Annotated in this window: 16 protein-coding genes; all 16 read left to right on the forward strand. The window is 42.2% G+C overall.

Going from position 1 to position 15,641, the window contains the following annotated elements; translation table 11 throughout:
- Positions 1-3: 3 nt before the first annotated feature.
- The 16 genes from lpxA to HYR79_03770 all read left to right on the forward strand — a co-directional run bounded on the left by lpxA (position 4) and on the right by HYR79_03770 (position 15,611).
- On the forward strand, positions 4-777 hold the full coding sequence (gene lpxA / locus HYR79_03695) for an acyl-ACP--UDP-N-acetylglucosamine O-acyltransferase (protein ID MBI1820794.1): 774 nt from the start codon (positions 4-6) through the stop codon (positions 775-777).
- Entirely contained in the window at positions 777-1,586 is an 810-nt protein-coding gene (gene lpxI / locus HYR79_03700) for a UDP-2,3-diacylglucosamine diphosphatase LpxI (GenBank protein ID MBI1820795.1), read from the forward strand. Before lpxA ends, lpxI begins: the two co-directional genes overlap by 1 nt.
- Positions 1,579-2,568: a Gfo/Idh/MocA family oxidoreductase gene (locus HYR79_03705; GenBank protein MBI1820796.1), complete on the forward strand. Its 990-nt coding sequence runs from the start codon at positions 1,579-1,581 to the stop codon at positions 2,566-2,568. The genes lpxI and HYR79_03705 overlap by 8 nt, the downstream gene beginning before the upstream one ends.
- A 3-nt stretch (positions 2,569-2,571) precedes the next feature.
- Positions 2,572-3,708, forward strand: coding sequence for a lipid-A-disaccharide synthase (gene lpxB, locus HYR79_03710; GenBank protein MBI1820797.1), 1,137 nt, complete (start codon positions 2,572-2,574; stop codon positions 3,706-3,708).
- Positions 3,705-5,438, forward strand: a complete 1,734-nt coding sequence (msbA, locus tag HYR79_03715; GenBank protein MBI1820798.1) for a lipid A export permease/ATP-binding protein MsbA — start codon at positions 3,705-3,707, stop codon at positions 5,436-5,438. The genes lpxB and msbA overlap by 4 nt, the downstream gene beginning before the upstream one ends.
- A complete protein-coding gene (locus tag HYR79_03720) occupies positions 5,435-5,956 on the forward strand; it encodes a lysophospholipid acyltransferase family protein (GenBank protein MBI1820799.1) in 522 nt (173 codons plus the stop codon). Before msbA ends, HYR79_03720 begins: the two co-directional genes overlap by 4 nt.
- 259 nt (positions 5,957-6,215) lie before the next feature.
- Entirely contained in the window at positions 6,216-7,520 is a 1,305-nt protein-coding gene (locus HYR79_03725; GenBank protein ID MBI1820800.1) for a 3-deoxy-D-manno-octulosonic acid transferase, read from the forward strand.
- Positions 7,510-8,619 carry a tetraacyldisaccharide 4'-kinase gene (lpxK, locus tag HYR79_03730; protein ID MBI1820801.1) on the forward strand — a complete coding sequence of 370 codons (1,110 nt, stop codon included), beginning with the start codon at positions 7,510-7,512 and terminating at the stop codon, positions 8,617-8,619. Before HYR79_03725 ends, lpxK begins: the two co-directional genes overlap by 11 nt.
- Complete coding sequence (locus HYR79_03735; GenBank protein MBI1820802.1) at positions 8,586-9,518, forward strand: lysophospholipid acyltransferase family protein; 933 nt, start codon at positions 8,586-8,588, stop codon at positions 9,516-9,518. Before lpxK ends, HYR79_03735 begins: the two co-directional genes overlap by 34 nt.
- The gene (gene waaF / locus HYR79_03740; GenBank protein MBI1820803.1) at positions 9,508-11,196 is read left to right on the forward strand and encodes a lipopolysaccharide heptosyltransferase II; all 1,689 of its coding nucleotides are present in this window, start codon (positions 9,508-9,510) and stop codon (positions 11,194-11,196) included. Before HYR79_03735 ends, waaF (HYR79_03740) begins: the two co-directional genes overlap by 11 nt.
- A 76-nt stretch (positions 11,197-11,272) precedes the next feature.
- The gene (locus tag HYR79_03745) at positions 11,273-11,986 is read left to right on the forward strand and encodes a PIG-L family deacetylase (GenBank protein ID MBI1820804.1); all 714 of its coding nucleotides are present in this window, start codon (positions 11,273-11,275) and stop codon (positions 11,984-11,986) included.
- Positions 11,979-13,109 (forward strand): glycosyltransferase family 4 protein, encoded by a 1,131-nt coding sequence (locus HYR79_03750; GenBank protein ID MBI1820805.1) that lies wholly within the window; start codon positions 11,979-11,981, stop codon positions 13,107-13,109. Before HYR79_03745 ends, HYR79_03750 begins: the two co-directional genes overlap by 8 nt.
- Positions 13,102-14,160, forward strand: a complete 1,059-nt coding sequence (gene waaF, locus HYR79_03755; GenBank protein ID MBI1820806.1) for a lipopolysaccharide heptosyltransferase II — start codon at positions 13,102-13,104, stop codon at positions 14,158-14,160. Before HYR79_03750 ends, waaF (HYR79_03755) begins: the two co-directional genes overlap by 8 nt.
- Positions 14,161-14,264: 104 nt before the next feature.
- Positions 14,265-14,432, forward strand: a complete 168-nt coding sequence (locus HYR79_03760) for a Trm112 family protein (GenBank protein MBI1820807.1) — start codon at positions 14,265-14,267, stop codon at positions 14,430-14,432.
- A 34-nt stretch (positions 14,433-14,466) separates the two neighbouring features.
- Positions 14,467-15,222, forward strand: a complete 756-nt coding sequence (locus HYR79_03765) for a glycosyltransferase family 2 protein (protein MBI1820808.1) — start codon at positions 14,467-14,469, stop codon at positions 15,220-15,222.
- A gap of 71 nt (positions 15,223-15,293) precedes the next feature.
- Positions 15,294-15,611 carry a DUF4258 domain-containing protein gene (locus HYR79_03770; protein ID MBI1820809.1) on the forward strand — a complete coding sequence of 106 codons (318 nt, stop codon included), beginning with the start codon at positions 15,294-15,296 and terminating at the stop codon, positions 15,609-15,611.
- Positions 15,612-15,641: the final 30 nt, after the last annotated feature.

Consider the following 15,641-nt stretch of genomic DNA (forward strand, 5'->3'; position numbering starts at 1 on the left):
TCCATGAATAAGCATTCAACTGCGATTATCCACCCAAAGGCTGAGATCGAAGAGGGGGTCACCATCGGACCCTATTCTATCATTGGGGAAAAAGTTCATATTGGAAAAGGATCCCAGATCGGTCCGCATTGCGTCATTGAAGGGAAAACCGAGATCGGCCCCGATTGCAAATTTTTTCCGTTTATTTCCGTCGGCGCGGCGCCCCAGGATCTTAAGTATAAAAATGAAGAGACGTCGGTGGTTATTGGAAAAAATAATACCTTTAGGGAATTCGTGACGGTCCACCGCGGTACAGGCAGTGGAAAAGGAAAAACGGTTATTGGAGATGATAATTTTTTCATGGCCTATGTTCATGTGGCGCATGATTGTATCATCGGCCACCGGAGCATTTTAGCTAATGCCGCAACCCTTGGCGGACATGTTGAAGTGGGTAATGATTCGGTCGTCGGAGGATTATCGGGCATTCACCAATTTGTCCGAATTGGCGATTACGTGATGATCGGCGGCGCTTCTGCCGTTGCCCAGGATATACCGCATTTTGTCTGTGCAGCCGGAAACCGGACCTCCTTGTATGGTCTTAATTTAATTGGCCTGAAAAGAAAGGGGTTTTCAAATGAACGGATTAGCGCTCTTAAGAAAGCCTATAAAATCATTTTTCGGTCCGGGACGACCTTTACTGAAGCCGTTAAGAAAATTAAAGAAGAACAGCTCAACCAGCCTGACGTTGATTACTTAATTCAATTTATCGAACAGTCCAAAAGGGGAATCTCCAGATAATGGAGAAAATTGGCTTGATTGCCGGAAACGGCCGTTTTCCAATCATTTTCGCGAGTCAGATCAAATCCCAGGGAAAGCAAGTCATCGCCGTTGCTCATTTAGGGGAAACGGAAAGGGATCTTGAAGCATTTGTTGATAAAATTTTCTGGATTAAAGTCGGACAACTGGGAAAACTCATAAAGATATTTAAGCACGAACATGTTCAAAATATTGTCATGGCGGGGGGAATAAAAAAAACCCGGTTGTTTACAGATGTCCTTCCCGATTTGAGGGCTGTTCGTTTACTCTCCTCTTTAAAAGAAAAAAAAGACGATGCGATTTTACGGGCGATTGCTTCCGATTTGGAAAAAGAAGGGCTGCATATCAAGGATTCCAGTTACTATCTTTTTTCTCTTCTGGTGGAGGAAGGCCCGTTAACTTCCCGAAAACCGACCAAAAAAGAGTTTGAAGATATTGAATTTGGTTGGAAGATTGGAAAAGGTATCGGAAAGCTGGATATTGGACAATCCATCGTGGTCAAGGATAAGGTTGTTTTGGCCGTCGAAGCCATTGAAGGGACCGACGAGGCCATTAAAAGAGGCGGGCGGCTTGGTGAAGAAAATGCGATCGTGGTTAAAATTTGCAAACCGGGACAGGATTTACGATTTGACCTGCCGGCGATAGGTCCCGGAACAATAAAATCCATGGTATCCGTAAAAGCGTCTATTTTGGCGGTTGAAGCGGGAAACACGCTTCTTTTGGACCGCGAAGAAACCCTGAAGGCAGCAGAAAAAGGAGGCATTGGAATTATTGGAGTCCGGTATGAATAGAAAGGAAACCGTTAAAAATCCTGGCCGTTCAGAAGGGGTAAAAAAATTAAGAGTGGGGGTTGTCGGGGTAGGCCATTTAGGACAACATCATGCGCGAATTTATTCACAAATGCCTGATGTCGACCTGGTGGGCGTTGCAGACACCCAGGAAGCCCGTGGTAAAGAAATCAGTGAAAAATATAAAACAAAATATTTTTCAAATTATCTTGATTTGATACCGAAGGTTGACGCGTTAAGTATTGCTGTCCCGACGCAGTTCCATTATGAAGTGACGCATCAATGTCTTCAAAACGGCATCGATGTCTTGTTGGAAAAACCCATTTCGGCGACGGTGGAAGAGGCGGAGTCGTTGATTTCGGAAGCTGGAAAAAATAAGATTATTTTCCAAATCGGTCATCTCGAACGATACAATCGGGCCTTCTTAAAAATTAAAGGATTGATTCGAAACCCCCGATTTATTGAAAACCACCGAATCGGGCCCTTTGCGGCAAGGGGAACGGATGTCAATGTGATCCTTGATTTGATGATTCATGATATTGATATTATTTTAAGTTTGACCGCGTCTCCTCTTACCGAAATTCGGGCGGTCGGAATTCCTGTCCTGTCCAGGGAAGTTGACATCGTCAATGCCCGGCTTGAATTTAAAAGTGGATGCATTGCGAATATGACGGCGAGCCGGGTTTCTCTGGAGAAAATGAGAAAGATAAGGATTTTTCAGCCAGAGGCCTATATTTCCCTCGATTATCAGAACCAGGAAGTGACCATAGCCAGAAAAGTCAAGGAAAACGACACGACACGCATCGTCGTTGATCATCCGGTTGTTGAAAAAGAGGAGCCGCTGAAGCTTGAGCTTCATGATTTTGTTTTGAACTGTCTAAACCGGACGGCTCCTGAAATTTCGGGGGTTGAAGGAAAGGAAGCGCTGAGGGTGGCTGAGGAGATCGCTAAAATTGCCATACAACAATCCCGAAAGTTCCTGTAACGTATGGCAAAAAACATCCTCATTGTAACGGGAGAGCCTTCCGGGGATTTACATGGAGGAAAACTGGTTCAAGCCCTTATCAAAAAAGATCCCACTCTTAAGATTTTCGCGGTTGGGGGTTCCGCCATTCAGGCCGCTGGCGGAGATTTAATTTTCAACATTGAATCCCTGGGCGTTGTCGGGTTATTTGAAGTCATCACGCATTTAAAAGTCATCAGGAAGGCGTTTCAAACCGTTCTTGAGACCCTCCGAAAAAATTCGATTGATCACCTCGTTTTAATTGATTATCCAGACTTTAATTTAAGAGTCGCGCGGCGGGCAAAGCAAATGGGGATTCCGGTTACCTATTATATCAGCCCCCAGATTTGGGCATGGCGGCATGGAAGAATTCACCTGATTAAGCAACTCATCGACCAGATGCTGGTCATTCTCCCTTTTGAGGAGACGCTCTACCGCAAAGAGCGGATTCCAGTGGCGTTTGTCGGTCATCCATTACTGGAGGAGATTAACCCGGTTTATCAGAAGGATCCCCTCTGCAAAAAATTTGGTTTAAATCCTTCCTATCCCATTGTTGGAATTTGCCCGGGAAGCCGGGAGAGCGAGTTAAAGCGCCTGCTTCCGGTGATGTTGGAAGCCTCTGAAAAAATCAGAACGGAAATTCCAAATGTGCAATTTATTCTTCCCATTGCCGCGCCTTTTTCGAAAGAGAAATTTTTAAAGCGATTGGGGTCTTACGCCGAAAAAATTAAAGCTGTAAAAGGGGATACCAGCGAGGTCATGGCGGTGTGTGATTTTCTGACCGTCGCTTCGGGGACGGCGACGCTTCAGGCGGCGATCATCGGAACCCCGATGATTATTGTCTATAAAGTGTCCCCTCTGACCTACTGGATAGGTAAAAAATTGTTAAAAATCAAAATGATTGGCCTTGTAAATATTATTCTGGGTGATAAAATCATTCCTGAACTCATTCAGCATGAAGCGACCGCGGAAAATATTAAATTAGAAATCGTGAAATTATTTCAGAATAAAGAAAAAAACCGGATCATGAAAAGCAAATTGTCTCTGATTAAAGAAAAATTGACCGAAAAAAAGGCCAGTGAAAACGCCGCGGAAGCCATTTTGAGACTCCTTTATCGATGAAGATTTATCTAAGACTTTTAACCTATGTAAAGCCTTATTGGAAAAGGCTGGTCGTCGCGGCAATTTGCGCGGTTTTCGTATCTCTTTTAACAGCGCTTTACGCCTGGCTGGTCCGGCCGGTTCTGGACGGTATTTTCATTAAAAAGGACGCCACCCTTTTAATGGTGGTTCCGCTCGCGGTTTTGGCAACCTCTTTTTTTAAGGGGATTTTCTCCTACGGACAGTCCTACATGATGAACTATGTAGGCAACAAAGTCATCATGGACCTGAGAGGCAAGGTTTATCATCATATTCTTCAGATGCCTCTTGGATTTCATAACCGAACAGCCTCCGGCCAGCTCATGTCAAATGTGATGAATGATGTTGGTTTAATGCAGAGCGCTCTTTCGATCGCGGTTAAAGATGTTTTTCAGCAGACCTTAACGATTATCGCACTGGCTGCAGTCATCCTTTATCAAAATTGGAAATTGGCCTTCTTTGCTTTTGTGGTTCTCCCTTTTGCCTATTATCCCTTGATTAAATTTGGGAAAAGACTCCGTCTTGTTTCAAGATCGGGTCAGGAAAAAATAGCCGATCTAACGACGTTCCTGCAGGAAACATTAAGCGGAATACGCCTGATTAAAGCCTTTGGAACGGAGGAAAAAGAGTATTTAAGATTTAATATAAAGAGTCTTCAATATTTCAGGAACATCATGAAGGGGATCCAAATTTCAGAAACCACATCCCCCTTAATGGAATTTATCGGCGGGATGGGCGTTGCGTTTATTATCTGGTACGGGGGATTCCAGGTGATTCAGGGTGTTACGACGGCCGGGACTTTTTTTTCATTTATGACAGCTTGTCTGTTTATGTATACGCCAATTAGACACCTTAGCCTGACCCATAATACGATTCAGCAGACTTTAGGCGCCGCCGAAAGGTTGTTCCAAATCTTAGACGCGCCAACGGAATACCAGCGGGAAACAGGAACGATTGAATTAAAAACGGTTCAAAAATCGGTTTCCTTTAAGAATGTCTCTTTTCAGTATGAAGGAATTGAAACATTGGCCCTGAACCGTATTAATATCGATGCCCGAATAGGAGATGTGATTGCCCTGGTCGGTGAAAGCGGGAGTGGAAAAACGACGTTAATTAACTTAATCCCCCGATTTTATGAACCTCAAGAGGGTGAAATCACGATAGATGATCAAAATATCAAGAATATTACCCTGTCTTCCCTGAGAAATCAGATCGGAATTGTCAGCCAGGATATTGTTTTATTTGATGAATCCGTTAAAGAAAATATTGCCTATGGGATGAAAAATGTGTCCGAGGGCGAAATTATCCAGGCGGCAAAATCAGCTCATGCCGATTCTTTTATCTCGAAACTCCCCAGGGGCTATGAGACATTGGTCGGGGAGCGGGGAATTAACCTTTCCGGAGGAGAAAGACAGCGGTTAGCTATCGCCAGAGCTTTGTTGAAAAATCCGCCTATCCTTATTTTGGACGAGGCGACCTCGTCCCTTGATTCGGAATCCGAATATATGGTTCAGCAGGCCCTGCAAATATTAATGAAAAACCGTACGACTTTTGTGATTGCTCACCGGCTTTCGACCATTCAAAACGCGAAAGTCATCCTTGTACTGGACAGGGGAAGGATTGTGGAATCGGGCGCCCATGCGGAGTTAATGGCCAGAAACGGGACTTATAAAAAGCTTTATGAAATCCAGTTCAAGGGCCGGTCAACATGAAAAACAAACTTTTGCTAAAAATATTGCCTTTTTTCGGATTCCTGATTCTCGTCTTGCTCCGCCTGACAATGAAAATAAAAACAGTTGGAAAAGAGGTCGTTGAGGATTATTTTAAAAATGATAAACGTTTTATTCTGGCCTTTTGGCATGGAAGACAGCTTTTTATGCCCTATTCTTATCATGGAAAAAAAATTCATATTCTCATCAGCCAGCATGGGGACGGAGAAATTGTCAGCCGGGCAATGAGGTATTATGGTTTTGGTTCGATTCGGGGATCGTCTACACGGGGTGGTTTTAAGGCCTTTAGGGAAATGATAAAAATTTCACGGGAATCCGATCTTGCCATAACGCCGGACGGACCAAAAGGCCCGCCCTGCAAAGCCCAGGCAGGAGTTGTCGAACTGGCAAGATTGACCGGTCTTCCCATCATTCCGGTTACGTTCGGAGCGTCAAAAAAAAAACCCTTAAATCATGGGATCAATTTATCATCCCCTGTTTTTTTTCAAAGGGAGTCTTGATATGGGGAAACCCGATCTTTGTCGACAATCAACTCAATCGTGACCAGGTGGAAATGAAAAGACGGGAATTAGAAGACGCCTTAAATTCCATTACCCTGAAGGCTGACTCTTATGACTTTACTTCCTAAAAGCATTGGAATAAGCCGGTACGTCTTTGCGGTGAAAATCATGAAAATCAATTAAGTCAATGGCCTCTTTTCTTTACAATTTCATACTCCTGTTACTCTCTCCACTCATTTTTGTTTGGTGGGGACTCAGTTTGTTTGTTCGAAAATACAGTGTCGGATGGAGCCAGCGGGTAGGTTTTCTTTCATCCGAAATGATAAATTCCTTAAAAAATCGTTCCGTTTTATGGGTGCACGCGGTCTCAGTAGGTGAAGTCCACGCGGCGATACCGATGATCCGGCTCTTAAAGGAAAGGTTTCCGGATAAAAAGCTTATTTTTTCGACCGTCACCGTAACCGGGCACAAGACCGTTGCCGCCAAGATAAAAGGAATCGACGGTCTGTTTTACTTCCCATTTGACATCCCGTGGATCATTAAAAGAGTCATTAGAATGCTCCATCCTTCGATTTTTATATTTTTTGAAACGGAAATCTGGCCTAATCTGCTGGGAAATCTTAAAAAGAACGGCATTCCTTCGGTTTTGGTGAATGGCCGGATATCCAATCGCTCATTTTCCCGTTATCTTAAAATAAAATGGTTGATGAAGGAGTGGATCGGAAACATCTCTCTGGCTCTCATGCAAACAGAGGAAGACAGGTTTAAAATGTTAGAGCTAGGCGCGGACCCCTGTAGAATCATGACCACCGGGAATACGAAATATGATCAGTTAAAACAACCGGATAAAATTCCTTTTGGCCAAATTTCTGTTTTAGGCCAATGGGATTGGTGGGTTGCCGGCAGCACCCATCCGGGAGAGGAAGAGATGATTTTAAACGCTTATCTTCGTCTTAGAAACGAGTTTCCCAGGCTGGGTTTAATAATAGCCCCGCGGCATCCGGAAAGATTTTCAGAAGTTTCCGGTCTGATCGAACAGAAGGGGATTTTTTATTCCAGAAAGAGCCAGTTAAAAAATGAAACGGTCTGGAAAAGTCATTTTCCCCCGGTGATTTTACTGGATACCATTGGGGAGCTTTCGGAATTTTATTATTGGGCCACGATAGCGTTTATAGGAGGCAGTCTGGTTCCCAAAGGAGGTCATAATATCCTGGAGGCGGTCATCTGGGGGAAAGCCCCTTTTTTTGGAAAATATTCTGAAAATTTCAAGGAGATGGTGCAAATTTTCAAAGAAAACAACGCGGGAATAGAGATTTCCAGCGAAGAAGAACTCGTTCCAAAAATCGGTTTGTATCTTAAAAACAAGAATCTTTTGGAGGAGAAAGGAAAGACCGCCTTAAAGACTCTCCATGAAAATCAGGGCGCAACCGATAGAAATATGGACCTGATTGAAAAGCTGATAAGTGAAGCAACTGGCTCTGCCAGTGCGGAACGCGGGGTTCGGGGGCATCGGAGGACGCGAAGCGCCGCACGGGCCCCTGAATCAGAGAGATATGAAAACTGAAACCTATACCTCCTCCCGCCAATGGTTCAATAAAATCATCAATACGACCCAACCGGAAGGGGGGTGGAGAGTATTATTTTCATTTCTTTATCTGGTTTCGTTATTATATTTTTTTATCGTTAAGTCAAGAACGGTTTTATATTCCTGTAAAATCTTAAAAACCTATACCCTTCCCAAAAGGGTAATCAGCGTTGGCAATATCACAGTGGGAGGAACCGGAAAAACGCCAACAGTTCTCGCTCTGGCCCGGTTCTTTAACGAGAACGGTAAAAAAGTTGCCATCTTAAGCCGGGGTTACGGAAGAACGAATGAAGGAGCCATTTTAATCGTTTCAGATGGAAACCAGATATTCTCCTCTCCGTCGTCGGCGGGAGAGGAGGCTTACTTTCTAGCGAAAGAATTAAAAGGTGTTATTGTCGCGGTTGGGAAAAATCGCTACAAAACGGGTCTGAATCTCTTAACGAAATACAAGATTGATTTATTTATTTTAGACGATGGATATCAGCATTTAAAGTTGCATCGGGATACCAACATCCTTTTGCTGGATTCAGACCATCCCTTTAGCAACGGTTCCCTTCTTCCGAGGGGAGGCCTTCGAGAACCCCTGTCGTCGATTAAACGGGCTTCGATGATTTTCCTAACCTCGAAGAATGGCAATCACAATAAAGCGGCAGCCATTTTAAAAGAGGAGCTTTTTGCCGGGATTCCGAAATACAATGTCCATTTTGCACCGAAGTGTTTTTTTAATGCGTTGACAGCGGAAACCTGCCCGATTAAAAAACTTTCTGGAAATACTTCGCTTATTTTTTCCGGGATAGCGAATCCCAGGTCTTTTAGAGCCATGGTTGACACGTGCCATATTCAAGTTGTCCGGGAACTTGTTTTCCCGGACCATCATCGGTATCAACCTCATGATATCGACGCGATTTATGATATTGCCCGGTCCAGAAAGGTCGATTTTATTATAACAACGGATAAAGATGCGGTAAAATTAACGCCATATTTAAGAAAAGAAGTGCCGCTCATTATTTTGAAACTTGAATTTAAAACCGAAGCTGATTTTCCATGGGAAACGTTAAAATCCGAAAAAGGCTCCTGAAGCAGATGACTCCGATTATCCAATATCTCCAGTATCTTGTTTTTATTTTCATTGAGAAAGTATTTAACATTCTTCCCTGTCCATATGCCTTGCGATTGGGAAAGGGGTTGGGAACTCTTTTTTATTATTTGGACAAACGCCATCGAACGGTAGCTCTTGAAAACCTGGAGATGATATACGGAACCCGGAAAACTTCTGAAGAGATCAAAAAGATTTCGTTAAGTTGTTTTGAAAATTTAGGGATCTCAATCGCTGAAATGATTCGTTTAAAAAACATGAATGAGAAAGAGCTTTTGAAAAGCATTTCGGTCGAGGGGATGGAGCATTATCACGAGGCAATGAAAAAGGGGAGGGGCCTGGTTTTTATCGGAGCCCATTTCGGTAATTGGGAAATGCTGGCAATTGTTATTTCCCTGTTATTTCAAAAGGGCTATGTTGTCGCCAGGAAACTGGACAATCCCTTCATTCATCAGAGAATTGAAAAAACAAGAACTTTTACAGGGAACCATTTTATCAATAAGAACGATGCCTTTTGGGAAATGATGAAGCTTTTAAAAAAAGGGGAACTGGTCGGTGTTTTAATGGATCAAAATGTCGCGAAGAGGGAAGGGGTTTTTGTTCCATTTTTTGGCCACCCGGCGTGTACCAATAAAGGGTTGGCGATGATCGTTCTAAAAACAAAAACTCCCATGATTCCGATTTTTATGATTCGTTTGCCGAACGGAACTCATCATGTCATTGTAAAACCGGAGCTTCCGCTTGTCCAGACCGGTCATTTAAAAAATGATGTGCGTCAAAATACGGCCCAGATTACGCTTGCGATTGAAGAGATGGTGAGCCAATGTCCCGAACAGTGGTTATGGATGCATCGGAGATGGAAAACCCAGAATGCCCCCTGAATTAGAATTCAAAGTTAAGCCTGAATGGATTAAAAGGATTTTAATTAGAACGCCTAATTGGATTGGAGATGCCGTTCTTTCAATCCCCGCGATGACTGCCGTTCGAAAACATTTTAGGAATTCAAAGATTTCTATCCTCGGTCCGGATTCCGTTATTCAACTGTTGCTAGAAAATAAAATCGCCGACGACTTTATTTCTCTTGATAACAATTATCGGAGCGTTGGGGGTAAATTACGGTTAATTCAAAACCTGAAAAAGCAAAGGTTCGACCTTGCCATTCTTTTTCAAAACGCGTTTGAAGCCGCTCTCATTACCTTTTTATCTTCTATTCGGTACCGTTATGGATATAACAGGGATGGACGAGGTTTCCTGTTAACCGATCCGGTTCCTTTTTTTTCGAAATCTGAAAAGATCCATCAACTTCAATTCTATCTTAACCTGGTAAAGCCGTTAATCGGGGTGGAACCGGTTTTTGAAAAACCCGTTCTGAAAATATCTGAAAGAGAAAAAGCCAGGGCCCGGATTTTGTTCGAAGAGGAAGGAATCCTGGAAAATAAAAAAATGATCGGAATGAATCCTGGCGCGGCCTACGGATCGGCCAAAAGATGGCTTCCGGAAAGATTTTCACAGCTGGCGGATCGTTTCATCAGGGAAACTCAAAGCCAGGTTGTTTTTTTTGGCTCATCTAGCGAAACGGCTCTTGTAAAAAAAATTCAAAGTCAAATGACCGAAAAATCATTTGCGTTAACCGGAAAGACAAATTTAAGAGAGCTGATTGCGGCGATTGCCCGTTGTTCCTGGTTTGTCACGAATGACTCCGGTCCGATGCATATTGCAAGTGCTTTAAATATTCCTACCCTCTCGATTTTTGGTCCAACAGATGATACAACCACATCGCCGGTGGGAGACGATTCCGTCATGATCAAAAAGAATGTTGAATGCTCCCCCTGTCTGATGAGGGAATGTCCGATTGACCACCGTTGTATGACCTCGATAACGGTTGACGAGGTATTCAATCTTTTTCACACCTCCTGGTTATCCGGAAAAGAGTCTTCTTCTCCGGCTGTTTTTCTTGACCGGGATGGGACGATCAATGAAGATACCCATTATGTTTCATCAGAAGAACAATTTAAGATATTTCCAGAAACTTCGGAGGGAATCTTGTTGCTTAATCAGATACAGGTCCCGGTTTTTGTAGTTTCGAACCAATCCGGCGTTGAAAGAGGTTTTTTTACCGAGGCGTTGCTCTTAAAGCTTCATATGAAACTGGAGGCAGACCTTAACCGGGTTCAAGCCAAAATTTCAGGGTTTTATTATTGTCCGCACCGCCCTGAAACCGGATGTTTTTGCCGAAAACCAAAGGTCGGAATGATCAACAAGATTCTTGAAAAGTATCCGGTCAATTTAAAAAAGTCGTATTTTGTGGGAGATCAGCTTTCAGACCTTGAATTGGCCAATCGAATCGGAGCAAAAGGGATTTTGGTGCTGACCGGCAAAGGGAAGGAAACCCTGATGAAGTTAAAAGATCAACCCGATATTATTCCGGTATATGTTGCCGACAATATTCTTCATGCGGCTAGGTGGATACAAGAAGATTTTAAAAACGCCGATTCGGACCTAAAACAAACACATAAAAAACGCGTCATTGCGAGAAGTGAAACGACGAAGCAATCTTAGAGCCAGGGATTGCTTCGCTACGCTCGCAATGAAGTAGCAGCACTGAAATTGTCGCTATTCTGAAGGGAATGAATTGTTGAACTTTCGTGTTAAGTGGGCGCATATCTATCGCTTTTATGAAGCGGTCGAACCTCATCTTAAAATGTCTCTTCCTCTGGAAGAGCTTCCCAAGGGAGATAAGGTTTTGGTTCTTGCCCCTCATATTGATGACGAAACCATCGGTTGTGGAGGAACGCTTTTTAAACATTCTGCCGCGGGCCACACGGTCACTGTTCTTTTTCTGGCCGACTGTACCGAAGAAAGGCAAAAGGAGGGAGAGGCGGCTGGAAAGATATTAGGTGTGTCGAAGAGAATTTATTGGGAATACCAATCCAAAACACTTAATCAATTTCCTGAAATCAGAGGACGGTTAATAGACCTCATTAAGGAAACCGATCCGGATGTGGTGTATCTTCCATCATTTATAGACCGTCATAATGACCACGTCACCCTGAATTATTATTTTTTTCAAGCGCTGAAAAACTTAAAGAAAAACTTTATGATTTACAGCTATGAGGTCTGGACGACTCTGATCCCCAATGTGGTGGTCGATATTTCCGATCAGGTTGAAATCAAAAAACGGGCAATGGCCTGTTATCCCAGCCAGTTAGCCGGGCATAATTGGCTTGAAGGAACCCTTTCTCTCAACCGATACAGAGGTATGGTTTCAAATGCCAAAAGTCATGGAGAGGCTTTTTTTAGAATGAGCCCTGACAAATATATTAAGCTATGGGACAGCCTCTATGGATAAATCTTTGCGGGTGATGAATTTGAATTTGGGTGATGGAAGGGCGGGTTCCGGAGTTTTTGCGACTGCTCTTTCTAAAAAATTAATGCAATTAGGCCATTCTGTCATTCAGGGGTGTTCCGCAAGCAGTTTTACCCTGCGGGCCGCCGAAAAAGAAAAAATACCGACTCATCTGATTAATATTCAAAGTCTATATGAATTTGAAAAAGCAAAACAATTGGCAAAATTTGCCAATGACCATGAAATTCAGGTTATCAATGCCCACCACTCCGGTGAACGTTATCTCGCTATCTTTGCTAAATTATTGTATAAATGTAAGGCCAAAATTGTAATTACGCGCCATGCGGTTTCCGGAACAGTTCCGTTTTTTGGCACAATGATTTATAATCTGGGCGCAGACATGAATATCGCTGTTAGCGATATCGTTTTTCAGAGTCTGAGAAGAGACTTTACCTTTAAAAAAAAAATAATTTACGGGGGAATTGATACAGACAGGTTTAAAACCCCCGATTTAAATAAAATAGAGAGGTTAAAAAAGGAGATTTTCAAAAAGGATTTACACTGGCCAATTATCGGAATGGTAGCGGATTTTGACCCGGAAGGAAAAAATACCCGTGGCCACGGAAAAGGTCATTCGGTTTTGTTTGATGCAATTCAATATCTCCGGGGCAAAGTGAGTTTACTTTTAATCGGCCCTAATTCTGAAAACTGTGAGCCGCTATTAAGGATTGCCAAAACAAAGGGAATAGGGGAGGATCAGATCTTTATCATTCCCTTTCAGGAGGATATCGTTCCCTATTATTTTTTAATGGATATTCATGTTCTTCCGTCTTATTCAGAATCCCTGGGTTTGGTAACCTTAGAAGCGATGGCAGCCGGTGTGCCCTGTGTTGGGACAAACATCGGCGGAATTAACGAAATTATCCGCCATGCCAAAAATGGTCTTCTTTTTTCGAAGGGTGACTCCGTCGATTTATCCCGCCAAATCAATCATTTATTAGACAATACCTTCTTAAGAAAAGATTTGGCTAAGGCAGGAAAAGACCGGGTGGAACAATTTTTCAATATGGACCGCGTTGGGCGGGAAACGGCAGATTTATTTCATCAATTAATTGAAAATGGATAAATCGAAAAAGGAGGCTGTTCAAAACATCCTGATCATTAAATTAAGTTCCATGGGAGATATTATTCACAGTCTTCCAGTCTCTCAAGCGTTAAAAGCCCTTTATCCGGATGCAAGAATTTCTTTTTTAGTGAACCGGCAATATCAGGACATTCTAGCGGGGAATCCATTTATTGATGAAATTTTCTTATTTGACAGGAATATTTGGAATCAATTTCCAAAATCTATTTTTTCCATTGTGAAATTGGTCAATGAAATCCGGAAAAAAAGCTTTGATCTGGTGATTGACCTCCAGGGTCTGTTAAGAAGCGGCTTATTGGCCTGGGCGGCTAGCGGGAAAAAAGTCATTGGTTTTAATAATTCCAGAGAGGGAAGCCGTTTTTTTTATGATCAGCGGATTTCGGTTCCAAATGAAAATATTCACGCTGTTGACCGATATTTGCTCATTCCAAAGACAATGGGCTGGAAAGAAAAACCTCAATTTAATATTGAAATATGCGAAAAAGATAAAGTATTTATTGAAGATTTTATAAAAGCGGAAAAAGTAAAATCTTATTTGAAACTTATCGGAATTCAGCCTGTTGCGAGATGGAAAACCAAAGAATGGTCAGGAGCGAATTTCGCTAAATTAGCCGATTTGATCCAGCAGAACCAGGAATGTCAGGTGGTTTTCTTTGGTTCAAGGGAAGAACTCCTTCAAGTCCAAAAGATCGTTCGTCAAATGACAAGTCTTCCCATTATCGCCACTGGAAAACTGACTTTGAAACAATTGGCGGCATTGCTTAAGAGATGTGAAATGCTGATCACAAATGACTCGGGTCCGATGCACCTCGCTGCGGCACTGAATATTCCGGTCATTGCCTTATTTGGAGCTACCGATTTTCGAATGACCGGACCTTACGGGGATCAGCATCTTATCCTCCATAAGGGTGTTTTGTGCAGTCCATGTTTCAGCAGAAACTGTCTGAATAAAAATCGTCCAATGGAGTGTATGGAAACTATTACTCCGGAAGAGGTATTTGAAGCATTTAAAAAAATAGTGAAAATCAGTTGATGGAGTATGTTTAGGTGTTAAACTGTTGAGTTGGGATAAATAAAAGAGGACCAGTTTAACACTTCAACAATTAAACAATTCAACATGTTTCGAAGGGGAAAAATATGCCGCTTGATAAAGAGCTATTGGAAATTCTTGCATGCCCGAAATGTAAAGGACCGATCTATTTGAATCAATCAAAAGACGGGTTAATTTGCGATCACTGCAGGTTGAAGTATCCGATTAAAGAGGATATCCCTATCATGCTCATTGATGAAGCCATTAAATTATGAAAGAAACCTCCTCCGTTTTTATTCTGGACCTGGAATGAACCGTTTATCAGTTGTTATTATAACGCTCAATGAAGAGAACAATATGGCGGCCTGTCTGGAAAGCGTTAAATGGGCGGATGAAATTATCGTGGTCGATTCTGGAAGCCACGATAAAACTATTGAAATTTGTAAACGATATAGTAACTTCGTTTATGAGGTTCCATGGCAGGGATTTGGGAAACAGAAAAATTCCGCGGTTGACCTGGCCCACTTTGATTGGATATTGAGTGTTGACGCGGATGAGCGGGTGACTCCTGAATTAAAAGAGGAAATTCAAACACTTCTTAAGCAGGAAATTGATTTCTCGGGTTACTCCATTAGCCGTAAAAGTTACTTTGAAAAAAGGTTAATTCTCCATTGCGGCTGGTTCCCTGATTACAGTATCCGGATTTTTAATAAGAAGATGGGTCGATTTAATGATGTGCAGGTTCACGAATCGGTCCAGATTAAAGGAAAAACAGGCTATTTAAAACATTCATTAATCCATTACACCTATAAAAATATCTCTGATTTCTTAATCAGAATGAACCGTTATTCCACTCTTGCCGCAAATGATTTATTTGCTTCGAAAAAAAAAAGGACTGTTTTAAAAATGATTTTCAGACCGCCTGCAGCTTTTATAAAAATGTATTTAGTCAAAGGGGGCTATAAAGAAGGCTTTTTGGGGATTATTTTATGCGGGCTTTATGCTTTTTATACATTCGTAAAATATTCAAAGCTATGGGAACTCAATAAGAATGCAAAAACTTAATCAACTACCGATGATGTATTACAGGACATTTTGCAGTTTAAGGTGAGTTAATCAGGAAAGGGCAAGTCCCATTGATTTCTATTGAGAAAGTAAAACAAATTGTACAAAATGAAAACTATGAGTATTACAATCATGCTATTACTGAGGCCAAAAAGGATGGAGTTGAGCCAGAGGACATTGTTTATGTGTTACTCACCGGGAAGATCATCGAGAGGTACCCGGCAAGACAGAGGATTTTAATCTATGGGATGATGCTGAATGGATTGCCTTTGCATGTCGTTTGTGATTACTCAGATAAAGAGATGATGTATATTCCTACAGTGTATATTCCGACCGATGGGGAATGGATAAACAATTATCAACGCCGGAGAAAGAGAGGAAAAAAGTAATGTCTAAAGAAAGAATTTGCCCGGAGTGTA

The sequence above is a fragment of the Nitrospirota bacterium genome, from assembly GCA_016178585.1.
In the GTDB taxonomy this organism is placed as follows: Bacteria; Nitrospirota; Nitrospiria; order JACQBW01; family JACQBW01; genus JACOTA01.